Raw genomic sequence first — 21,931 nt, forward strand, 5'->3', positions numbered from 1 at the left:
TGCGGGCCCGGACCTCCGACTTTCCAGGGCAAATCTGACTAATTAGGCTCGCAGTATGTCTGAGGAGGATTCCGCCAGGAGCCTGCAGAGCTTGTCCACCGAGATCACCGCCCAGGTGCCGCGCCTGCTGGAAGCCATGCGCTCGGTGGGGACCGGCCTCGAACTGCATTCCACGCTCGACCGGATCTGCGAGACGGCGGCGGAGCTGGCCCACGCCCGCTACGCCGCCATCGGGGTGGTGAACGAGGAGGGCGAGGGGCTCTCCGACTTCGTCACCTATGGGGTTCCCGAGCCGGTGGCGCACGAGATCGGCCGACGGCCCGACGGGCACCGTGGCCTGCTCGGCGCCCTCATCCACGACCCCCGCCCGCTGCGTCTCGCGGATCTCACCACCGATCCGAGGTTCGCCGGTTTTCCACCCGGCCATCCGTTGATGCGCACGTTTCTCGGCGTTCCGATCAGGGTCCAGGGCGAGATCTTCGGCAATCTGTATCTCGCCGAGAAGGACGGCGGCGGCGAGTTCAGCGACTACGACCTGCACCTGGTGCGCGTACTGGCGACGGAGGCCGGGATCGCCATCGGTAACGCGCGGCTGTACGAGGCGGCCCGGCAGCGTGAGCGGTGGATCGACGGCTCGGTCGCCGTGACGACCGCCCTGCTCTCCGGCAGCGACGCCGATGACGCGCTCACGGTCGTCGCTGAGCAGGCCCGCCGTCTCGCGGGTGCCGCCGCCGGTATTGTGCTGCTGCCGGCCGAGGGGGGCGGCCTGGAGATCGTCGCCGTCTCGGCGGACGATCCGACGGACTCACTCGGGGTGATCATTCCGGCCCAGAGCCCCGTGGTGGGCATGCTGCTCAGCGGCGAGGCGGTCTTCGTGGACGACTCGGCCACCGATGCCCGCCTGATCACCAGGCTGGCCGACCCGTTCGGACCGAACATGCTGCTGCCCCTGCACAGCGGGGGCCGGGTGCTCGGCGCCCTGGCCATGCCCCGGGCCAGGGGCGACCGGCCCTTCACGGAGACGGAACGGACGCTGGCCACCCAGTTCGCCTCGCAGGCCGCGCTGGCCCTGATGATGGCCGATGCCCAGCGCGACCGGGAACGCCTCGCGGTCTACGAGGACCGCGACCGGATCGCCCGTGACCTGCACGATCTGGTCATCCAGCGGCTGTTCGCGACCGGGATGATGCTGGAGAGCGCGCAGCGCCGGTCGGATGTGCCCGAGGTGCAGACCGGGGTCGGCCGGGCGGTGGACGAGCTGGACGTGACGATCCAGGAGATCCGGACCGCGATCTTCGCGCTCCAGCAGGAGCCGGCGGAGGCGCCGTCCGGGCTGCGCACCCGGGTTCTGCGCGAGATCAACATGGCGGCCGTGCCCCTGGGTTTCAAGCCGTCCCACCGCTTCGTCGGAGCGGTCGACTCGCTGGTCGGCGAGCTGACGGCCAAGAACCTGATCGCGGCGCTGCGGGAGGCGCTGTCCAACGCCTTCCGGCACGCCGGAGCGGCCCGCATCGAGGTGGTCGTGGACGCGACCGTCACGCTGGAGGACGGGCGGGACGCGGTGCGGCTCTCGGTCGCCGACGACGGGGTGGGCATGCCGGAGGGCGGGCGCCGCAGCGGGCTGCGGAACCTGGCCCGCCGGGCGGAGTCGCTGGGCGGGGCCAGCTGGTACGGGCGGGGGATCGGAGAGGGCGGCGGCGGTACGACCGTGGTGTGGCAGGCACCGCTGTGAGCGGGTGCGCCGACAGAGGGCCCGGGGCCGGGCTTCTCGGCCCCGGGCCCCGGCCGGGTCAGCGTCCCGCGAGGCTTCCCGCCCGTTCGGCGAGGATGCGTTCGATGACCACGGCCACGCCGTCCTCGTTGTTGGTGACCGTACGGCCGGAGGCGGCGGCGAGGGCGGCCGGGTGGGCGTTGCCCATGGCGTACGAGGTGCCGGCCCAGCTCAGCATCTCCACGTCGTTGGGCATGTCGCCGAAGGCGACGACCTCGGCGGCCGCGATACCGCGCTCGGCGCAGCACAGTTCCAGGGTGCTGGCCTTGGAGACGCCCGGCCCGCTGATCTCGATGAGCGCGGTGGGGCTGGACCGGGTGAAGGTGGCCCGCTCCCCGGCGGCCGCCCGGGCCAGCGCCAGGAACTCGTCCGGGTCCAGCTCGCCGTGGCGGGCGAGCAGCTTCAGCACGGGCACGCCGTCGCCCGGGGTTTCCTCGTGCAGGAGCTTCTCCGCGACCGCCACGGTGGCGCCCGGGTCGAGGTAGAAGGGCGGGTAGGCGGGCTCGTAGTGGATGCCGGTGGCCAGCTCGACGGCGAAGGACGTGCCGGGAGCGGCGGCGCGCAGCGTGTGGACGACGCCGAGGGCCGTCGCGCGTTCCAGGCCCCGGACCTTCAGCAGCCGTCCACCGGCATGCAGATCGGCGACGGCCGCGCCGTTGGCGCAGATCGCCAGACCGTGTCCGTGGACGTGGTCGCTGACGACGTCCATCCAGCGGGCGGGGCGGCCGGTGACGAAGAAGACTTCGACGCCCGCCTCCTCGGCGGCGGCGAGCGCCCGGACCGTGCGGTCCGAGACGGTCTTGTCGTCGCGCAGAAGAGTGCCGTCCAGATCCGTGGCGATCAGCCGGGGAGCGACAGGAGCGGACTGCTCGATAACGGTAGTCACCCGTACATTCTCGCGCATGGAAGCGCACGGGCGTGCGAAGGGTTGCACATTTGAGAGAACTCGCTCCTGACCTCAGGGCATTCCTCCGGCATATGTCCGCGTCGCTCCCCGAGCCACGGGAAGCGGCACCTCCTTGTCCTCTCGTAGGGTCGCCCCATGCGACTGAGCACTGTGATTCTGCCGATCCACCGCTGGCACCAGGGCGGCCGCGAGCGCTGGCGGCGTGCCGAGGAGCTGGGGTTCCACGCTGCCTACACCTACGACCACCTGTCCTGGCGGGCCTTCCGGGACAGCCCGTGGTTCGGGGCGTTGCCGACGCTCACGGCAGCCGCGGCAGCCACCGACCGGCTCCGGCTCGGCACGCTCGTCACCTCGCCGAACTTCCGCCACCCGGTCACCCTGGCCAAGGAGCTGATCTCGCTCGACGACATCTCGGCGGGCCGGATCACGCTGGGCATCGGTGCGGGCGGCAACGGATTCGACGCGACGACCCTGCTGCGGAGCGACGAGGCGCCGTGGACGCCGCGGGAGCGCGCTGACCGCTTCGGCGAGTTCGTGACCCTGCTCGACGCCCTGCTGCGGGAGCCGGCCGGCAAGTCGTACGAGGGGGACTTCTACGCGGCCGCCGAGGCACGGAACCTGCCCGGCTGTGTGCAGCGGCCGCGCCTGCCCTTCGCCGTCGCCGCCACAGGGCCGCGCGGCCTGGCGCTGGCCGCGCGCCACGGTCAGGCGTGGGTGACCACGGGTGACCCGAAGCTGTACGAGGCGGGCAGCGGCGCGCAGTCGGTGGAGGCCCTCGGGCGGCAGGTGGAGGGGCTGGGGCGCGCGTGCGCGGAGGCCGGGCGGGACGTGGCCGGGCTGGAGAAGGTCCTGCTCACCGGGTTCACGCCGGAGTTCAACCCGGGCCCCGCCGCGGGCGGGGGCCGGCCGCTCGACTCCGTCGACGCGTTCGTGGACTTCGCGGGCAGGCACGGGGAGCTGGGGTTCACGGAGATCGTCATCCACGCTCCGGTGCCGGCGGACGGGCCGGGTTTCGACGCGGCGGTGCCGGACGAGAAGCTGTTCGAGGAGATCGCGACGCGGGGGGCGGCCCAGCTGGCCGGCTGACGGCGGGCCGGGGCCCGTACGCTCTCGGGCCCCGGCTCAGCCCGGCAGGCGCAGGAACTCGGCGGGCACGGCATCCGTGAGCCACACCCCGTTGGCGCTGACCCAGAACGTGTGGCCCGCTCGGTGCATGGCGCCCGCGTCCACGGACAGCACGACGGGGCGCCCGCGCCGGGCCCCCACGCTGGTAGCGGTCTCGCGGTCGGGAGAGAGATGGACATGGGTGCGGTTCATGGGGCGCAGCCCCTCGGCACGGATCGCGTCCAGGGAACGGCCGACCGTACCGTGGTAGAGGCACGCGGGCGGTTCTGCGGGCGGCAGCCCCAGGTCCACGGCCACGGTGTGGCCCTGGCTGGCCCGTATGCGGCCGGCGTCGACGGCGAAGCGCTTCTTGTCGTTGGAGGCGACCACATGGTCGAGTTCCGCCCTGCTGATCGGGAAGTGGTGGCGAGCCGCCGCGCTCAGCAGCTCCTCGATCGGCACCCAGCCGTGGGCGTCGAGCGTGAGCCCGATCCGCTCGGGCTGGTGCCGGAGGTGCTTGGAGAGGTACTTGGACACCTTGACGGTGCGTCTTTCGTCCATCCCTTCAGCGTGCTCCCGAGGCTCCCTCGGCGCATCCCCATTTCACTCGCGCTTCACCGAAACGATTTTGGGCTGCAGGTTTGATCCACAGTCAGTTCGACTTATCCACAGGCTAATTGGCGCTACTGTGAACAACCTCTGTCCTATATAGGGGTTTTGGGTAACTTGTCATTCTCCGTGGGGTGGTGGCACGAGCGAGTCCAACGTCCGTTTATTCACCTCACGTTCGGAAGCGGCGGCGATGAAGGCGCCCACGCCGCCAGGTCCAACCAAGCGCTCGACCGCTTCGATTGTCGAGGCCGGAAGGCTTACGGGCACCTCGCCCCGCGCAGCGGCGACGGCCCCGGAGGGCGCATCGGACGCGAGATGCTCCTCCAGGTGCCTCTTCGCGAACGTCCGCATTGCACGCGCGAGTTCGACATCCACGGTCTGCTGGGCGAGCGGCCTCAGTCGCCGCACCATCGAGGCCGCGTCATCCGCGTCAGCGTCGGTAGGAGGGCGATGGCCCAGGTATCGGGCGAAGACATGCTCGGTCGTGAACTCCAGGAAGCGGGCGGCTATCTGCTCGACCTGACCGCGAAGTTCGCGCAGTTGCCCGGCTATCACGGAGAGCGGCACACCCGCGGCGTGCAACTCGACTGCGACCGCCAGTTCCTGGGGGCTCGGAACACTGAATTCGTCGTCGCTTCCAGGCAGGCGTTCGAGGACGCCGAGCTCGATTGCCTCGTCAATGGCCCGCTCATCGGCCTCTCCCCCGAATTTCGCGACCAGTTGGGCACGGGTGATGCGGCCGGCCCGCTCGTCGGTCCACGGGCCGTGCACCTCGGCGACGAGTCCCAGCACTCCGCCCAGCCCGCGCCCCGTGTCCCAGGCCTCCAGCAACTCCTTGATGCTGAGCAGGGTGTAGCCCCGGTCCAGCAGCTCGGCGATCTGCCGAAGGCGGTTGAGGTGGGCCGGCCCGTACACATTGGCCCGGCCCCGTCGCTCCGGTGCGGGCAGCAGTCCGCGGTCCTGATAGCCGCGGATCGTACGGACCGTGGCACCACTCGCGTGCGCGAGGTCCTCGATCCGGTACTCGGGCGCCGACGGACGTGAGACCGCTCCCGCTCCGCCCTCGGGGCCCCCGGCCCTCGCCGGGCTCACAGCGGCGGCTTGAGCCGCGCGATGCCCCGCAGCACACCCGGGCCGACGCGGGACAGGAAGCGTACGGCGTGGGACTCCGGCGTCACCGGAACGACGGCCTGATTGCGCACGACCGCACGGAGAACCGCCTCCGCGACCTTCTCCGGCGGGTAGTTGCGCGCCCCGTAGAGCTTTCCGGCACGCTTCCGCAGCCGCTGCTCCTCCGCCGCGTCCGTGCCGACGAACCGCGCCGTGGCCGTGATACCGGTGTTGACGATCCCCGGGCAGATCGCGCTGACCCCGATCGACTTCTCGGCGAGCTCGGCACGCAGGCACTCGCTGAGCATCAGCACGGCGGCCTTCGACGTGCTGTACGCGGGGAGAGCCCTGGACGGCTGGAAGGCGGCCGCGGAAGCGGTGTTGACGATGTGGCCGCCCTGGCCGCGCTCCACCATCTGGCGCCCGAAGAGCCGGCAGCCGTGGATGACCCCCCACAGGTTCACATCGAGGACGTTCCGCCAGTCCTCGGACGTCGTCTCCAGGAACGGGCCCGACAGTCCGATGCCCGCGTTGTTGACCAGCACATCGACGACGCCGTACTCATCGGCCACCCGGGCGGCCAGCTTCTCCATGGCCTGCTCGTCGCTCACGTCCACCGCCTCGGCCCAGGCCTCAGGAGCTCCGGCCAACCGGGCCGACTCCGCCGTGCGCTCGGCTCCTTCGGTATCCCGGTCGACGGCCACCACCCGGGCCCCCGCCTCGGCGAAGGCGAGCGCCGTGGCGCGCCCTATCCCGCCCGCCGCGCCCGTCACCAGCACAAGCCGGCCGCCGAACCACTCCGCGTAGGGCCCGCTCGCACGGGTCTCCACCGGAGCGCCGGTCGCCCGGGCGGACTCGATGGCCGTCACGAACTCACCGATCCACGAAGCCAGCTGGTCCGGCCGGGTGCGCGGCACCCAGTGCTTGGCGGGAAGTGAGCGACGGGTCAATCGCGGGACCCAGGAGTCGAGGTCGTCGTAGAGCTGCTCCGACAGGAACACGTCCCCTGTCGGCGTGATCAGCTGCACGGGCACACGCGCGTACGCGTCGTTCCGCGGCCTGCGCAGCCGGGAACGGACGTTGTCCCGGTAGAGCCAGGCCCCGTGCGCCGCGTCACTGGGCAGCGAGGATGTCGGGTAGTCGCCCGGGGGCACCTTCTCCAGCCGCTCCAGGATGCCCGGCCACCGCTTGCCGAGCGGCCCGCGCCAGGCCAGCTCCGGCAGGACCGGGGTGTGCAGCATGTACACGTACCAGGACTTGGCACCCTGCCCGAGGAGCTGACCGACGCGGCGCGGGGTGGGCCGGTTCACCCGGCGCTTGATCCAGTGCCCGAAGTGGTCCAGGGAGGGGCCGGACATCGAGGTGAAGGAGGCGATCCGGCCCTCGGTGCGGCTCACCGTGGCGAACTCCCAGGACTGGACCGAACCCCAGTCGTGCCCCACCACATGCACAGGACGGTCCGGACTCACCGCGTCGACCACGGCCAGGAAGTCATCGGTCAGCTTCTCCAGCGTGAAGCCGCCGCGCAGTGGCTTCGGTGCCGTTGAACCGCCGTGTCCGCGCACGTCGTACAGGACGACGTGCCACTCGTCGGCCAGCCGGGCGGCGACCTGCGTCCAGACCTCCTTGCTGTCCGGATAGCCGTGCACCAGCACGATCGTCGGCCGCTGCGGGGCCCCCAGCTCGACCACGCACAGCTCGATGCCGCCCGTGGCCACCCGGCGCTCGCGCGCACCCGGCAGATCACGCAGACGGGGGCCGCCGCCTGCTCCGGACTGCCCTGTGCCCAGGGGCCGTTCGCTCTTCCCTCGTGACGCCATGCCACCGTCCGTTCGCTGCTGGGTGCGGTACGTGCTCGTAACGTGACACTGATGAATGTGACAATGACCGGCGGCTACGTCAAGAGGGGTGCGCGGCCTGTGGACAACTCTCTGTGCAGGCCATGACGGCTTTCGGCCGGGGCTGCCGTGGTCCTCAATGAGGTCCCCTTACGGGTCCCCTACAACTCGAGGCTGACGCCGATCCAACCGTCAGGTCTGACGACCGCTGTGGTCCGCGCCACTACCGTCGTATCCGTGAATGTCATCGCTGCCGAAGGTCTGAGTAAACGGTTCCCCCGGGTGACCGCGCTTGACCGGCTCACCCTGGACATCGGCCCGGGTGTGACCGGGCTGGTGGGCGCCAACGGGGCCGGCAAGTCCACGCTGATCAAGATCCTGCTGGGGCTGTCCCCCGCGACCGAGGGCAGGGCCGCCGTGCTCGGGCTCGACGTCTCGAACAGCGGCCCCGCCATCCGCGAGCGGGTCGGCTACATGCCGGAGCACGACTGTCTGCCGCCCGACGTCTCGGCCACCGAGTTCGTCGTCCACATGGCGCGCATGTCCGGTCTGCCACCGACGGCCGCCCGTGAACGCACGGCGGACACCCTGCGCCATGTCGGCCTGTACGAGGAGCGCTACCGCCCCATCGGCGGCTACTCGACGGGCATGAAGCAGCGGGTCAAGCTGGCCCAGGCGCTGGTGCACGACCCCCAGCTGGTCCTGCTCGACGAGCCGACGAACGGGCTCGACCCGGTCGGCCGCGACGAGATGCTCGGCCTGATCCGCCGGATCTACAGCGACTTCGGCATCTCGGTGCTGGTCACCTCGCACCTGCTCGGCGAGCTGGAACGCACCTGCGACCACGTCGTCGTCATCGACGGCGGAAAGCTGCTGCGCTCCAGCTCCACCAGCGACTTCACCCAGACCACGACGACCCTCGCGGTCGAGGTCACCGACAGCGACACCCACCCGGACGGTACGAGCGCCCTGCGCCGTTCCCTCACCGAGGCGGGCGTCAAACTCGTCGGCCTCGACGGACTGGACACCCAGGGGCTGCCCGGTGCCGGTCACATCCTGCTGGTCGAGGCGACCGGCGAGGAGACGTACGACCTCGTGCGCGACAGCGTCGCGGGGCTCGGACTCGGCCTCGTACGGATGGAACAGCGCCGTCACCACATCGCCGAGGTGTTCCGCAGCGACGAGGCGCAGTCCGCGGCCGTGCCGGCCGGAGCCGTAATGCAGAAGGGGAGCGGACGCGATGAGCACTGAGACCGGCGCCGCCACCGGGAACGAGACCTCCCGGATCCACAACATCGGCTACCGCTCCTACGACGGCCCGCGGCTCGGGCGCGCGTACGCACGCCGCTCGCTGTACTCGCAGACCCTGCGGGGATCCTTCGGGCTCGGCCGCTCGGCCAAGTCCAAGGTGCTTCCCATGCTGCTGTTCGGCGTGATGTGCCTCGTGGCGGCGATCATCGTCGCCGTCGCCATCGCGGCACCGGGGACGACGAAGCTTCCGATCAAGTACACGTCGTTCGCGATCTATCTGCAGGCCGTCATCGGCCTGTTCATCGCCGCGCAGGCACCGCAGGCGGTCTCCAGGGACCTGCGGTTCAAGACCGTACCGCTGTACTTCTCGCGGCCGATCGAGCACGGCGACTACGTCCTCGCCAAGTTCGCCGCCATGGCCTCCGCCGTCTTCGTGCTCACCGGTGCGCCGGTCGTGATCCTCTACATCGGCGCGCTGCTCGGGAAGTTCGACTTCGGCGACCAGACCAAGTGGTTCGCCCAGGGGATGGTGTCCGTGCTGCTGCTCTCCGTGCTCTTCGCCGGTCTCGGTCTCGTGATGGCCGCGCTGACGCCGCGCCGCGGCTTCGGTGTCGCGGCCGTCATCGCGCTGCTGACCATCACCTATGGCGCGGTCTCCACCATCCAGGGCATCGCCTGGTCGACCGGTTCCGAGGGCGCCGTGCCGTATCTCGGGCTGTTCTCCCCGATCACGCTGATCGACGGGGTGCAGACCGCGTTCCTCGGGGCGACCTCGGCCTTCCCCGGCGGCAACGGCCCGGGCGCCGGAATCGGTGTCATCTATCTGCTCGTTGTTCTCGCGCTGATCGCCGGTTCGTACGCCGTGCTCATGCGCCGCTACCGGAGGGTCGGGCTGTGACCACCATCGAGATCGACCACACCTCCCGCTGGTTCGGCAACGTGGTCGCCGTCAACGACGTCAGCATGACCGTGGGGCCCGGGGTGACCGGTCTGCTCGGCCCCAACGGCGCCGGCAAGTCGACACTGATCAACATGATGGCCGGATTTCTCGCTCCGTCGACGGGCACGGTCACTCTCGACGGGAAGCCGATCTGGCGCAACGAGGCGGTGTACCGCGAGATCGGCATCGTGCCCGAGCGGGAGGGGATGTACGACTTCCTGACCGGCCGCGAATTCGTGGTGGCCAACGCCGAGCTGCACGGCCTGGGCGACGCCGAGGCGGCCGCCGCGCTGGCCACGGTCGAGATGGAGTATGCGCAGGACCGCAAGATCGCGACGTACAGCAAGGGCATGCGCCAGCGCGTGAAGATGGCGTCCGCGCTGGTCCACAACCCGTCCGTGCTGCTGCTGGACGAGCCCTTCAACGGGATGGACCCGCGCCAGCGGATGCAGCTGATGGAGTTGCTGCGCCGGATGGGCGCGGAGGGCCGTACGGTTCTCTTCTCCTCGCACATCCTCGAAGAGGTCGAACAGCTCGCCTCGCACATCGAGGTGATCGTGGCGGGACGGCACGCGGCTTCCGGCGACTTCCGCCGCATCCGCCGGCTGATGACGGACCGCCCGCACCGCTATCTCGTACGGTCCAGCGACGACCGGGCCCTGGCCGCGGCACTGATCGCCGATCCGTCGACGGCCGGGATCGAAGTCGACCTGAACGAGAACGCTTTGCTTATCCAGGCGATCGATTTCGGCCGCTTCACCACTCTGTTGCCCAAGGTCGCACGCGAGCAGGGCATTCGTCTTCTGACCGTTTCACCGTCCGACGAGTCCCTCGAATCGGTCTTTTCCTATCTCGTAGCGGCCTGAGGCCGACAAGGAGCTGTGACGTCATGTACGACCCCACAGTCGCCCGGCTCACCTACCGGGCGCTGCTCGGCCGGCGCCGGGCCGCCATCCTCTTCGTCCTGCCCGCACTGCTGATCGTCATCGCGGTGGCGGTACGGATGTTCGCGGGGGCCGACGACCAGGTGGCCTCGGACGTGCTGGGCGGATTCGCCATCGCCACCATGGTGCCGCTGATCGGTGTGATCGCCGGCACGGGCGCGATCGGCCCGGAGATCGACGACGGCTCGATCGTCTACCTGCTGGCCAAGCCGGTGAGCCGACCGACGATCATCTTCACCAAGCTGATCGTCGCGATCGCGGTGACCATGGTCTTCTCGGCGGTCCCGACGCTGCTCGCCGGTCTGATCCTCAACGGCAACGGCCAGCAGATCGCGGTGGCGTACACGATCGCCGCTCTGGTCGCCTCGATCGCCTACAGCGCGCTGTTCCTGCTGCTGGGCACCGTCAGCCGGCACGCGGTGGTGCTGGGTCTCGTCTACGCGCTGGTGTGGGAGGCCCTGTTCGGCAGCCTGGTGCCGGGTGCGCGCACGCTCAGCGTGCAGCAGTGGTCGCTCGCGCTGGCGGAGAAGACCGGCGGCAACGGTGCGATCACCTCGGACGTCGGTCTGCCGCTCGCCACGGTGCTGCTGGCCGTGGTGACCGTCGCGGCGACCTGGTACGCGGGGCAGAAGCTGCGCACGCTGAAGCTGGCCGGCGAGGAGTGAGCGGACCGTCGTCCGACATGTGACAACCCCCGGTCATCGGCCGGGGGTTGTCACATGTCGGACAGTCTTACGCGTAACTGTACGGTTATCGGTGCGTTGTTCACGGTGCGTGGAGGCAACTGGAATCCGTGGCGTCGTAGCGTTCGTGAAATGTGCAGATGGCCGATACGGCGGGGAACCCCCGTCGGTCGGTTCCTCGAGTGAGTGGCAACCGTGAGCGTCCTCCGCCCCTGAAGCCCGGGGAGAGGGCTGTCCATTTCCGCGAAGCTTTCACGAACGGAAGGCAGCTCATGCCGACGGAAGTCGCTCTACTCGAATCACGCGCACTGCGCGTCGAACAGATGGGGCGCGTCGATGCCCTGGACAAGGTGAAGTGCCTTGTCATGCTCCCGGACGGGATTCATGTTCGCACAGAGGATGTGGCTCGTTACTTCGAAGTATCCACAGAGGTGGTCAAAAAGGTGACCCACCGCCATCGAGCCGAGCTGGAGGAGAACGGTCTCAGGACGCTTCGAGGGCCTGACCTGGGGGCCTTCCATAGGGACATGTTGTCCCTATGGAAGAGTGAAGGTGCCGGAAGTTATCCACAGGCAGCCACTCAGCTCCGCCTCTACACCCGCCGGACCGTCCTCAACGTCGCCATGCTTCTTCGCGACAGCGACGTCGCCCGGTGCGTGCGTATGTATCTGCTCGACGCCGAGCAGGACCTCCGCGCGGGATACGCGTCGCTCGAACACCGCGTGACCCGGGTCGAAGGCCACCTGGCCGGTGTGGGCACCGCGCTCCAGGAACTGGGCCCGGTCCTCAGCCGGATGTCGCACCGGCTGGACAGCCTCGACCGCAGGCTGGAGGCGACCCACCAGGTCGTCGGCGCCATGAGCGTGAGGCTCAGCGGGGTTTCCGAGGACGTCGTCCGGCTCGACGACCGCATGGACGCCCTGGCCCGCAATCTCAAGGAGCTGGGCCGCCGCAACAGGCGCTGATCCGGCCCCGGGCAGCGTGGAAAAGGCTCAGGGACCGAGGCGGCGCCCGGTCCCTGAGCCGTACGTACCGAAAGAGCGGCGGCCTACGACTCCCGCAGCAGCCGCTCCAGCACCACCGCGATCCCGTCGTCGTCGTTCGACGTAGTCGTCTCCTGAGCGACGGCCTTCAGATCGGCGTGGGCGTTGGCCATGGCCACGCCGTGCCGGGCCCAGGCGAACATCGGGATGTCGTTGGGCATGTCGCCGAAGGCGATCGTGTCCGCGGCCTTCACACCCAGCCGACGCGCGGCCAGCGAGAGGCCGGTGGCCTTGCTCAGCCCCAGCGGCAGGATCTCCACGACCCCCGGGCCCGCCATGACCACGTCCACCAGATTGCCGACCGCCGCCCGCGCGGCCTTCGCCAGTGCGTCGTCGTCCAGATCCGGGTGCTGTATGTACACCTTGTTCAGCGGGGCGGCCCACATCTCGGCCGGGTCCTGCACGAAGACGGCCGGGCGCGGCCCCTCCTGCACGCGGTAGCCCGGCCCGACCAGCACCTCGCCGTCGAGCCCGTCGCGGCTCGCGGCCAGCGCCAGCGGACCGACCTCGGCCTCGACCTTGGAGAGGGCGAGCCCGGCGAGCTGCCGGTCCAGGGTGAGCGAGGTGAGCAGCCTGCGCTCACCCGCGTGGTAGACCTGAGCGCCCTGCGCGCAGACGGCCAGGCCCTCGTAGCCGAGGTCGTCCAGGATGTGCCGGGTCCAGGGGACGGCGCGGCCGGTGACGACGATGTGCGCCGCACCGGCACCGGCGACGGCCGCCAGCGCCTCGCGGGTCCGAGCGGAGACGGTTTCGTCGTCGCGCAGGAGGGTGCCGTCGAGGTCGGTCGCGACAAGCTTGTAAGGGAAGGTCACTTGGCGACCGGCTCCAGAATCTCGCGCCCGCCCAGGTAGGGGCGGAGCACCTCGGGCACCCGCACCGAACCGTCGGCCAGCTGGTGGTTCTCCAGGATCGCCACGATGGTGCGCGGGACGGCGCAGAGCGTGCCGTTCAGCGTGGCCAGGGGCCGCATGGTCTTTTTGCCGTCGCGGTTGTCCCGCATCCGGACCGAGAGCCTCCGCGCCTGGAACTCGCCGCAGTTGGACGCCGAGGTGAGCTCGCGGTACTTGCCCTGGGTCGGGATCCAGGCCTCGCAGTCGTACTTCCTGGTGGCCGAGGCCCCCAGATCGCCGCTGGCGACGTCGATGACCTGGAAGGGCAGTTCGAGGCCGGTGAGCCACTGCTTCTCCCAGTCCAGGAGGCGCAGGTGCTCGGCCTCGGCGTCCGCCGGGTCGACGTACGAGAACATCTCGACCTTGGTGAACTGGTGCACCCGGAAGATGCCCCGGGTGTCCTTGCCGTACGTGCCCGCCTCGCGGCGGTAGCAGGAGGAGTAGCCGGCGTAGCGCAGCGGCAGCTTCTCCGCGTCGATGATCTCGTCCATGTGGTACGCGGCGAGCGGTACCTCGGAGGTGCCGACCAGGTACTGGTCGTCCTTGTCCAGGTGGTAGACGTCCTCCGCGGCCTGGCCGAGGAAGCCGGTGCCCTCCATGGCGCGGGGGCGGACCAGGGTCGGGGTCAGCATCGGGGTGAAGCCGGCCTCGGTGGCCTGGGCGATCGCCGCGTTGACGAGGGCGAGCTCCAGCAGCGCGCCGACGCCCGTCAGGTAGTAGAAGCGGGAGCCGGACACCTTGGCGCCGCGCTCCATGTCGATCGCGCCGAGCGCCTCGCCGAGCTCCAGGTGGTCCTTGGGCTCGAATCCCTCCGCGCCGAAGTCGCGGATCGTCCCGTGCGTCTCCAGGACGACGAAGTCCTCCTCGCCGCCGACCGGCACGTCCGGGTGGACGATGTTGCCGAGCCGCAGCAGCAGATTCCTGGTCTCCGCGTCGGCCTCGTCCTGGGCCGCGTCGGCGGCCTTGACGTCTGCCTTGAGCTGCTCGGCGCGGGTCAGGAGCTCGGCGCGCTCCTCGGGAGAGGCCTTGGGGATGAGTTTGCCGAGCGATTTCTGCTCGGAACGGAGTTCATCGAAAGCGGCCCCGGACGACCTGCGCCGTTCGTCGGCGGAGAGCAGGGCATCGACGAGTGCGACGTCCTCTCCCCGGTTGCGCTGGGAGGCGCGAACACGGTCGGGGTCCTCACGAATCAGGCGAAGGTCAATCACTCCTCCAGGCTACCGGTGTCGGCTTCGCCCACTTGAACCGATAGGACCAAGCGTGGCGCTTTGCCCGAATTGCCGGTATTCGGCATTGTGGGGCGAGTGGGTCACGAGGCTTGCGTGGTGGGGTAGTTGAGCGTCGCTTTTCCACAGGAGCGACCACCCCGTCAAAGTTATCCACAGGCTGTGGGGGAAGTCTGTGGACTCGGAAGAGATCATTCCGAGGGCCTGCTGAAAACGCCTGGATTCAAGGTTCAAACCCGTTTCACGCGCTCGTTCGGGTGGGAATTGATAGCCCTAAAGAGTTGATCAACGGAATTGAGCTGACACGGGGTGAACAGATGCCCTGTGGACGGGTGCGAGTGGGCTGTGTCGGTTTGTCGATCATGTCGGATTGCGGTGTCGACTTGTCCCCAGGTGTAATCCCTCGCCTGTGGATAACTCTTCCCGGTGTGATCAATCGTCTGATCGCACCAGCCCTGTGGACACAAAGCAGCCCTGGGCCGGGAGACCCAGGGCTCGGTCAGGCCCGCCCGTCCTGGTTGCGTGCCAGCCAGTCCGACGCCTCGGTGAACTCAGCGTCGGACGTGCCCGCCCGCAGCGGGCGCACATCCGCCGGAGCCGCACCGGCCCGCGGATAGGAGCCGAGGAAGCGCACATTCGGGCAGATGCGCTTGAGTCCCATCAAAGCCTCTCCGACCCGGCGGTCGGAGATGTGGCCCTCCGCGTCCACCGCGAAGCAGTAGTTGCCGATGCCGGCCCCGGTCGGCCGGGACTGGATCAACATCAGGTTCACGCCGCGCACCGCGAACTCCTGGAGCAGTTCGAGGAGGGCGCCCGGATGGTCGTCGCCCAGCCAGATCACCACGGAGGTCTTGTCCGCACCGGTCGGCGCGGAGGGCCGTGCCGGACGGCCCACGAGCACAAAGCGGGTCTGCGCGTTCTCCGCGTCGTGGATCTCGGTCACCAGCGGTTCGAGTCCGTACCTCGCCGCCGCGAACTCGCCCGCGAAGGCGGCGTCGTAGCGGCCCTCCTGCACGAGCCGCGCGCCGTCCGCGTTGGATGCCGCCGACTCCCATACCGCCTGCGGGAGATGGGCGGCCATCCAGTTGCGCACCTGCGGCTGCGCCGCCGGGTGGGCGGTGACCGTCTTGATGTCGGACAGCTTGGTGCCGGGCCGTACGAGCAGCGCGAAGGTGATGGAGAGCAGCACCTCGCGGTAGATCATCAGCGGCTCGCCGCTGGTGAGCTGGTCGAGGGTGGTGGTGATGCCGCCCTCGACGGAGTTCTCGATCGGTACGAGTGCCGCGGCGGCCGTTCCGTTGCGCACCGCGTCCAGAGCCGCCGGTACGGAGACCATCGGGACGAGTTCGCGGGTCGCGGCTTCCGGGAGCGTACGGAGGGCTACCTCGGTGAAGGTGCCTTCGGGGCCGAGATAGGCGTAGCGCGTGGCGGACATACCGTCACCCTAATGCGCGGTGGCGGCGCGGAAGGTCCGTACGGACGGGCCCTCCGCGGCTCAGGACTCCAGAAGCCGCTGCCCCACGTACTCACCGGCCGCCGCCCCGCCCGGCACCGCGAACAGCCCGCTCGCCTCGTGGCGGATGAAGGGGGAGAGCGCGTCCCCCCGGTCCAGCTTGCGCTGCACCGGGACGAAGCCGCGCAGCGGATCGGCCTGCCAGCAGATGAAGAGCAGCCCGGCGTCCGGGGTGCCGTCCTGGGCGATCCCGTCGTGGTATGAGAACGGCCGGCGCAGCATCGCCGCACCGCTGTTGCGCTCGGGCGACGAGATCCGGGCGTGCGCGTTGTCCGGGATCAGCAGCTTGCCGTCCGGGCCCGCCTTGTCGAGGTCCATCGCGGTGGTCTCGGTGCCGCCGCTGAGCGGGGCGCCGTCCGCCTTGCGGCGGCCGATGACCCGTTCCTGGCGCTCCACCGGAAGCTTCTCCCAGTCGTCCAGGAGCATCCGGATCCGCCGGACCACCGCGTAGGAGCCGCCCGTGAGCCAGTCGTACGCCGGGTCCTGGCCGCCGGGGACGAACACGCGCGCGGCGAAGTCGTCGTCCGTTGCCTTCGGGTTGCCGGTGCCGTCGATCTGGCCCATCAGATTGCGGGCCGTCATCGGCTTCGCGGTCGCACCGGGCGTGCGGTTGAAGCCGTTCATCTGCCAGCGCACGGTGGCCGTCGAGGCGGCCTCCTTCTGCACGGCCCGCAGTGCGTGGAAGGCGACGAGCGCGTCATCGGCGCCGATCTGGACCCACAGATCCCCGTTGGACCGGCCGGTGTCGAGGTGGTCGGAGGAGAACGGCGGCAGCGGGTCGAGCCCCGGCGGGCGGTGCGCGGTGAGGCCCGTGTGTTCGAAGAAGGTGGCGCCGAAGCCGAAGGTGACGGTGAGCGAGGACGGGCCCGCGTCCAGCGCGACCCCGGTGTCGTGTCCGGGGCCGTCCGCCGCACCCCCGGCGGGTTCACCGGCCATCAGCCGCTGTGCCAGCGCGGACCACCGGCGCATCAGGGCGACGGCCTGCTTGCGCCCGGCCCCGGGGGCGAGGTCGAAGGCGATGAGATGACCGGATGCCTGAAGCGGAGTGGTGATCCCCGGTTGATGTTTCCCGTGAAACATCACCTCGGTGGAGCCGACCGTGGTCAGCGCGGCCGGTGCCTCGTCACGGGTCGCGGCATAGCCGGTGGCACCGCCGGCCGCGCCGAGGACCAGCCCGGTCGCCCCGGCGGCGCCCGCAGTGCCGAGCAGCCGTCGCCTGGAGAGGGCAGGGGTGTTACCGGTGTCGCTGTTCTTGCTTTTTCCGCTCACGGTCCTGCTCAGCCGATCTTCACGTTCTTGTCGACCGTCGTCTGGTCGATGTCGGAGGTCCGTACCGTCACCGCGACCTTCCAGTCGCCCGCGATCGGGATCTGGAGGCCGGTGGCGGTCCAGTGGCCCTCAGTCAGCCGGACCGGGACGACCGGCAAGGGGCCGATGTCCTTGGACTCCAGGGTGAAGGCGATCTTCACCTCGGGCACGTCCATGGGCTTCTTGGCGGGGTCCTCGAGCCACAGGTGGATCACGTTGGCTCCGGTGCGTCCCGGGTCGATGTCCATCCGTACCGTGCCCTTGCCGTTCGCGCCGCCCGTGTCGAAGGGCAGTGCGAGGTTGACGGGACCGCTGTCCACGGACCCGGCCGCCGCCGACGAGGAGCCTGCCGCCTCTTCCTGCGTACGGCCCGGCTCCGTCGAGGTGAGGACGGTGGTCACCGCGAGCAGGGCCACGGCGACGCCGACCTCGGCCAGCACGGAGCGGCGAAGCCCCGACCGGCCGGGGTCGGCGTCGCGTATCCGCTTCTTCTCGGCGGTGGCCACGGCGGCCCGCTGCCGGGCGAGCTGAGCGGCCCGGGCGGGGTCCTCGGCGGTCTCCGGTGCGGCCTCGGGCTCCTCGTCGGCGTCGGGCGTCACCACGGCCGGGGCGTCGCTGCCCTCCGCGAGCTTCCCCGTCCACCGACGCGACATCGACGCGATCCCCACCAGGACGGCGACGAGCCCCACCTTGACCAGCAGCAGCTGCCCGTACCCCGTACCGGTCAGCGCCGACCACGTGCCGACCTGCCGCCACGACTGGTAGACCCCCGTCGCGACGAGGACGACCACGCTGACGAAGGCGATCGTGGAGAAGCGGCGTACGGCCGCCGAGGTCAGGTCGGGTGTGCGGTACAGCGCGGTCAGCAGCGCCACGAGCCCGCCCAGCCAGGCGGCGACGGCCAGCAGGTGGAGCACGTCCACGGGCATGGCGATGCCGGGCTGGATACCGGTCGACGCGTGCTCGGCGAGCGCCCAGGTGCCGGCGATTCCGGCGGCGATGACCGCGCCGCCGATGGCGAGGCCGAAGGTGAGGTCCCTCTTCTCACGCGGGTCCTCGCGCTTGGCGTACGCGCCGAAGAGCACCGCGACGAACAGGGCACTGGCGCCGAGCAGCAGGAGCCGAGACACCAGGGCGGCACCGGGCTTGGTGTCGAGGACCGCCTTGAGGCCGTCGAGGTCGAGCACGTCGCCGAGCTTCCCGGAGCCGGTGTACGAGCTGCGCAGGAGCAGCATCGCGATCGTCGCCGCGGTCAGCGTCATCCAGCCGCGTACCACCAGACGTTGCAGCGGTCGCGCACCCGCACCGCGCTGCCAGCAGGCCAGGACGAAGGCGGCACCGCCCGCGAGCACGATGAAGCCGGCGTACGCGGCGTAGCGCGCGATGTCGTAGAGCGTGCCGACGAGCCCGCCGCCCGCCTCGCTGTCGGGGAGGGCGACGGTGGTCTCGGAGGGCGCCCCGATGGAGAAGGTGAAGGCGCCGGAGACCGGGTGGCTGTCGGCGGAGACCGCCTGCCACGCCACGGTGTACGTGCCGTCGCCGAGGCCGCCGCGCAGGGCGACGCCGTACTTCACGGTGGACCCGCTGTGCAGGTCGCGCGGGGCGGCCTTGGTGTCGGCGCGCTTGCCCGAGGGGTCCAGGACGCGGATGGAGTCCGCACCGAGGGCGACCTGTTCGGAGAAGGTGAGCGTGACCTGCGTGGGTGCCGTGGCGACCACCGCCCCGTCCTGCGGATCGCTCCCGGTGAGCGCGGCATGGGCCGACGCGGGGGCCGCGACGGCCAGCAGCAGGCCGAGCACCGCGCCGAGCAGCGCGACGAGCAGTCCGGCCGCGGCGAGCGGCCGGCGTGGGGCGGACGGGGGCGGCCCGAAGGGCGGGGCGGTGGCTGTCATGGCGTGTCAGTCCCTCACTGCTTCTTCGGGTTGTGGGTGGTCTCCTTCACGGGAAGGACGACCTCGATCGCGCCGGCCTTCTCGAAGTGCAGTTCCACGGACACCTTCTGGCCCTGCTTGGGCTGCTTCTTGAGCTTCATGAACATGATGTGGCTGCCACCACGTTCGAGGTCCAGCTCACCGCCCGCGGGCACGTCGAAGGACGCCACCTTCCGCATGACCTGGTCCTTCGTCTCGTGGATCGTGACGTCGTCCGAGAGCGGGCTGGTGACCGAGGTGAGGCGGTCGTCGCCGGTGCCGTTGTTCTGCACGACGAGGAAGCCGGCCGCCATGTCGTTGACGGGCTGCGGCATGAACCCGCCGACTACCTTGAGCTCGGGCTTGTCCGAGGAGGTCGAGCACCCCGCCAGCGTCAGGCCCGCGGTCACGGCCAGGACGGCGGCGAGGGTGGTGCGGTGGTTCACGGGTTCTCCCCCTTGACGATCTTGGGGAGGTCCTTGGTGTAGTCGTCGGGCGTGGTGTCCTCGCTGTACAGCACGTAGCCCTTGTCGGTCTTCGGGGAGAAGGCGATGACCTGCGAGCCGTGCATCGAGACGACCGTGCCGTCCTTCTCCTTCTTCGGCGCGGAGATGCCGATGCCGATCTGCCGGGCACCCGCCTGGATGGCCGGGAAGTCGCCGGTGAGACCGATGAAGGAGGGGTCCTGCGCCTTGAGCCAGCTGCCGAGGGAGGCCGGGGTGTCGCGCTCCGGGTCGGTGGTGACGAAGACGACCCGGAGGTTGTCCTGGTCGGCCTTGGGCAGGGACTTCTTGGCGATGGCGATGTTGCTCATGATGAGCGGGCAGACGTCGGGGCAGTTGGTGTAGCCGAAGTAGATGAGCGTCGGCTTGCCCTTGGTCTCCTTGCGCAGGTCGAACTTCTTGCCGTGCGTGTCGGTCAGGACGAGGTCCGGCTTGGTGAACGGCTGGTCGAGCACCGTCGCGGCCTGTGTCTTCGTCTGCATCGACACGTCGGCCACGGGCTTCTTGCTGTCGTTGTCACTGCTGCCGCAGGCGGACAGGGTGAGCGCGGCCGCGACGACGAGCGCCGCAGCCGGAACGATCTTCTTAACCATGGAGCACTGTTCCTGAGGGGTCGGTGGAGCGGGGTGGGGGCCAGGAAGCGCCTGGCCCCCGTGGGGCCTGTCAGGTCGTACGACGGCGCCCGGCCAGGACACCGAAGGCCACGCCGGCGACGCCGATGACGATGCCGACGATGCCGAGCACCCGGGCGGTGTTGTCCGTGGAGTCGGAGGAGGACGCCGAAGCGGTGGTGGTCGCGCCGCTCTTCTCGGCGGAGCCCGCAGTGGAGTCGGAGGACTTCGCGTCCGCGCCGGACGCCCCGTGCGCGTCATCGGCCGCAGCCGTCAGCTTGAGGACGGGCGCGGGGGACTCGGGCTCCTCGGCCCCTTCCTTGGGCTCCTCGATCCAGCGCACGACCTCCTTGTTGGAGTACGTCTGGATCGCCTTGAACACCAGCTGGTCGGCGTCCTCCGGGAGCTGGCCGACGGAGAGCGGGAACTGCTGGAAGCGGCCGGGCTCGATCTTGCCGCCGGTCCAGGTGACCTTGGAGACGGCCTCGTTGATCGTCTTGCCGTGCATCTCAAGCGGCTTGGCCAGCTTGCTCTTCGTCACCTCGATGTCCCACCCGGGCACCGGCTGCGGCATGACGGACGCCAGCGGGTGGTCGGTCGGGAAGTTCACTTCGAGCTTGGTCGTCGAGGCGTCGTCACGCTCGTTGGGGACCTTGAAGTTGATGACGGCGTAGCCGCCCTTGGCGGCCTCGCCCTGCGGCTGGACGCTGACGTGGGCGGAGGCCGTACCGGCGAGCAGCAGCACGGCGGAGGCGGCGACGCCGCCGGCGAGGGCGATGCGGGAAACGTTCATGACAGGGATCACTCCACAGGGCACGAAGGAAAGGTGCTCCGGCGCACGGGTGCGCACCGGCATCGCGACGCCACTTCCGTACGGACCGATGGCGCGCCGAGGCCCGGAGGGGCCGGTGCGCATCGCGTGGAGGGCGTCGCGTCAGGCTGCGAGAGCGAGCACGGAGGGCGGTCCGCGCCTGATCACCAAGTGCTGCAACGGATCCCCGGTGGCCGGGCGCGGCGCGTCCACGGCGGTACGAGGGGTGCGCGGCCCGGTCGCGGGCTCCCCGGCCAGGCCACTGCGCAGGGCGGCGACGAGCCGGAACGCGTCCCGCAGCGCCCGGAGCCGGGCCCCGGCCGCGACCTGCTGGGCCCCGTGCGCCGAGAGCCGGGCGAGCCGGAACAGGGCGATCTCGCCCCGTCGCAGCAGCCAGCCGGTGGCCAGGGCGGCCAGCAGGTGCCCGAGGAGCATGGGCAGGCTGGGAAGCGTGTGGAGGAGGCCGGCCGGGGTGGCCCATGCGGGGCCGGAAGGGGTGGCGGCCAGATGCTGGTGCGCCTGAGCGGTCACCGCCGCCGGGTCGATGCCCGCGGTGCCGACGATGTGCCGTGCGTCGGCGGCGTTCAGCTGCTGGGGTCCGGCGCCGCAGACGAGGCCTGCCGCGAACCGGATCAGAGCGTCGTCACCGCCGGTCGCCCCGGGGGTCGCGGTGTGCGTGCCCAGCCCGAACAGGGTGTGCAGGGCGAGCTGTCCGCCGGCCAGGGCCGCGGCGATGGAGGGCAGCGAGCGTTCGCGTCCGGCGAGGGGGACGGCCACCGCGAGGACGCCGAGGAATCCGGCGAGCAGGGTCCACCAGGGGACGGTCGCGCAGGCGGCCAGCGCGTGCCCGGCAGCGGACAACGCGACGCAGACCGCGGCGAACACCGCGGCCCTCAGTAGCCGTAGACCGGCTCCGGCGCGTCCCACAGACACAGACATGGCGGGCCCATCATCGC

At 70.3% G+C, this 21,931-nt stretch carries 20 protein-coding genes; 7 read left to right on the plus strand and 13 right to left on the minus strand.

The window, feature by feature from the left end; genetic code table 11:
* The first annotated feature begins 55 nt into the window (after nt 1-55).
* Nucleotides 56-1,732: a GAF domain-containing protein gene (locus ACFZAT_RS25395; protein ID WP_391267451.1), complete on the plus strand. Its 1,677-nt coding sequence runs from the start codon at nt 56-58 to the stop codon at nt 1,730-1,732.
* 58 nt (nt 1,733-1,790) lie between these two features.
* Here ACFZAT_RS25395 and ACFZAT_RS25400 read toward each other — a convergent pair whose 3' ends face one another.
* Nucleotides 1,791-2,675, minus strand: coding sequence for a Cof-type HAD-IIB family hydrolase (locus tag ACFZAT_RS25400; RefSeq protein WP_391267454.1), 885 nt, complete (start codon nt 2,673-2,675; stop codon nt 1,791-1,793).
* A gap of 138 nt (nt 2,676-2,813) precedes the next feature.
* On the opposite strand from ACFZAT_RS25400, the gene ACFZAT_RS25405 reads away from it, so the two are divergent.
* Entirely contained in the window at nt 2,814-3,764 is a 951-nt protein-coding gene (locus ACFZAT_RS25405) for an LLM class flavin-dependent oxidoreductase (protein ID WP_391267456.1), read from the plus strand.
* 36 nt (nt 3,765-3,800) lie between these two features.
* Here ACFZAT_RS25405 and ACFZAT_RS25410 read toward each other — a convergent pair whose 3' ends face one another.
* The 3 genes from ACFZAT_RS25410 to ACFZAT_RS25420 all read right to left on the minus strand — a co-directional run bounded on the left by ACFZAT_RS25410 (nt 3,801) and on the right by ACFZAT_RS25420 (nt 7,255).
* Complete coding sequence (locus ACFZAT_RS25410; RefSeq protein WP_391267457.1) at nt 3,801-4,343, minus strand: RNA 2'-phosphotransferase; 543 nt, start codon at nt 4,341-4,343, stop codon at nt 3,801-3,803.
* A 168-nt stretch (nt 4,344-4,511) separates the two neighbouring features.
* Nucleotides 4,512-5,486: a MerR family transcriptional regulator gene (locus tag ACFZAT_RS25415; protein WP_391267459.1), complete on the minus strand. Its 975-nt coding sequence runs from the start codon at nt 5,484-5,486 to the stop codon at nt 4,512-4,514.
* Nucleotides 5,483-7,255, minus strand: coding sequence for an SDR family oxidoreductase (locus tag ACFZAT_RS25420; RefSeq protein WP_391267739.1), 1,773 nt, complete (start codon nt 7,253-7,255; stop codon nt 5,483-5,485). Before ACFZAT_RS25420 ends, ACFZAT_RS25415 begins: the two co-directional genes overlap by 4 nt.
* Before the next feature lie 369 nt (nt 7,256-7,624).
* On the opposite strand from ACFZAT_RS25420, the gene ACFZAT_RS25425 reads away from it, so the two are divergent.
* The 5 genes from ACFZAT_RS25425 to ACFZAT_RS25445 all read left to right on the plus strand — a co-directional run bounded on the left by ACFZAT_RS25425 (nt 7,625) and on the right by ACFZAT_RS25445 (nt 12,125).
* Nucleotides 7,625-8,593, plus strand: coding sequence for an ATP-binding cassette domain-containing protein (locus tag ACFZAT_RS25425; RefSeq protein ID WP_391267460.1), 969 nt, complete (start codon nt 7,625-7,627; stop codon nt 8,591-8,593).
* On the plus strand, nt 8,583-9,491 hold the full coding sequence (locus ACFZAT_RS25430) for an ABC transporter permease (protein WP_391267461.1): 909 nt from the start codon (nt 8,583-8,585) through the stop codon (nt 9,489-9,491). Before ACFZAT_RS25425 ends, ACFZAT_RS25430 begins: the two co-directional genes overlap by 11 nt.
* Nucleotides 9,488-10,399, plus strand: coding sequence for an ATP-binding cassette domain-containing protein (locus ACFZAT_RS25435; protein WP_391267463.1), 912 nt, complete (start codon nt 9,488-9,490; stop codon nt 10,397-10,399). Before ACFZAT_RS25430 ends, ACFZAT_RS25435 begins: the two co-directional genes overlap by 4 nt.
* Nucleotides 10,400-10,422: 23 nt before the next feature.
* On the plus strand, nt 10,423-11,142 hold the full coding sequence (locus tag ACFZAT_RS25440; protein ID WP_018522029.1) for an ABC transporter permease: 720 nt from the start codon (nt 10,423-10,425) through the stop codon (nt 11,140-11,142).
* 290 nt (nt 11,143-11,432) lie between these two features.
* Entirely contained in the window at nt 11,433-12,125 is a 693-nt protein-coding gene (locus ACFZAT_RS25445) for a hypothetical protein (protein WP_391267465.1), read from the plus strand.
* Nucleotides 12,126-12,208: 83 nt separating this feature from the next.
* Here ACFZAT_RS25445 and ACFZAT_RS25450 read toward each other — a convergent pair whose 3' ends face one another.
* The 9 genes from ACFZAT_RS25450 to ACFZAT_RS25490 all read right to left on the minus strand — a co-directional run bounded on the left by ACFZAT_RS25450 (nt 12,209) and on the right by ACFZAT_RS25490 (nt 21,914).
* Nucleotides 12,209-13,015, minus strand: a complete 807-nt coding sequence (locus ACFZAT_RS25450; protein WP_391267466.1) for an HAD-IIB family hydrolase — start codon at nt 13,013-13,015, stop codon at nt 12,209-12,211.
* Nucleotides 13,012-14,301 (minus strand): serine--tRNA ligase, encoded by a 1,290-nt coding sequence (gene serS / locus ACFZAT_RS25455; RefSeq protein WP_391267468.1) that lies wholly within the window; start codon nt 14,299-14,301, stop codon nt 13,012-13,014. Before serS ends, ACFZAT_RS25450 begins: the two co-directional genes overlap by 4 nt.
* A 517-nt stretch (nt 14,302-14,818) precedes the next feature.
* A complete protein-coding gene (gene pheA, locus ACFZAT_RS25460) occupies nt 14,819-15,754 on the minus strand; it encodes a prephenate dehydratase (protein WP_391267469.1) in 936 nt (311 codons plus the stop codon).
* 60 nt (nt 15,755-15,814) lie between these two features.
* Complete coding sequence (gene efeB / locus ACFZAT_RS25465; RefSeq protein WP_391267471.1) at nt 15,815-17,101, minus strand: iron uptake transporter deferrochelatase/peroxidase subunit; 1,287 nt, start codon at nt 17,099-17,101, stop codon at nt 15,815-15,817.
* Nucleotides 17,102-17,109: 8 nt separating this feature from the next.
* Complete coding sequence (locus tag ACFZAT_RS25470; protein ID WP_391267473.1) at nt 17,110-19,032, minus strand: copper resistance protein CopC; 1,923 nt, start codon at nt 19,030-19,032, stop codon at nt 17,110-17,112.
* Nucleotides 19,033-19,046: 14 nt separating this feature from the next.
* Entirely contained in the window at nt 19,047-19,496 is a 450-nt protein-coding gene (locus ACFZAT_RS25475) for a copper chaperone PCu(A)C (RefSeq protein ID WP_391267474.1), read from the minus strand.
* The gene (locus ACFZAT_RS25480) at nt 19,493-20,146 is read right to left on the minus strand and encodes an SCO family protein (protein WP_391267475.1); all 654 of its coding nucleotides are present in this window, start codon (nt 20,144-20,146) and stop codon (nt 19,493-19,495) included. Before ACFZAT_RS25480 ends, ACFZAT_RS25475 begins: the two co-directional genes overlap by 4 nt.
* 70 nt (nt 20,147-20,216) lie before the next feature.
* The gene (locus ACFZAT_RS25485; RefSeq protein WP_391267476.1) at nt 20,217-20,957 is read right to left on the minus strand and encodes a DUF1775 domain-containing protein; all 741 of its coding nucleotides are present in this window, start codon (nt 20,955-20,957) and stop codon (nt 20,217-20,219) included.
* A 141-nt stretch (nt 20,958-21,098) separates the two neighbouring features.
* Nucleotides 21,099-21,914, minus strand: a complete 816-nt coding sequence (locus tag ACFZAT_RS25490; protein ID WP_391267477.1) for a hypothetical protein — start codon at nt 21,912-21,914, stop codon at nt 21,099-21,101.
* Nucleotides 21,915-21,931: the final 17 nt, after the last annotated feature.

Origin of the sequence: Streptomyces sp. NPDC008163 (genome assembly GCF_042956885.1) — a bacterium.
Taxonomy (GTDB): Bacteria; Actinomycetota; Actinomycetes; order Streptomycetales; family Streptomycetaceae; genus Streptomyces; species Streptomyces drozdowiczii_A.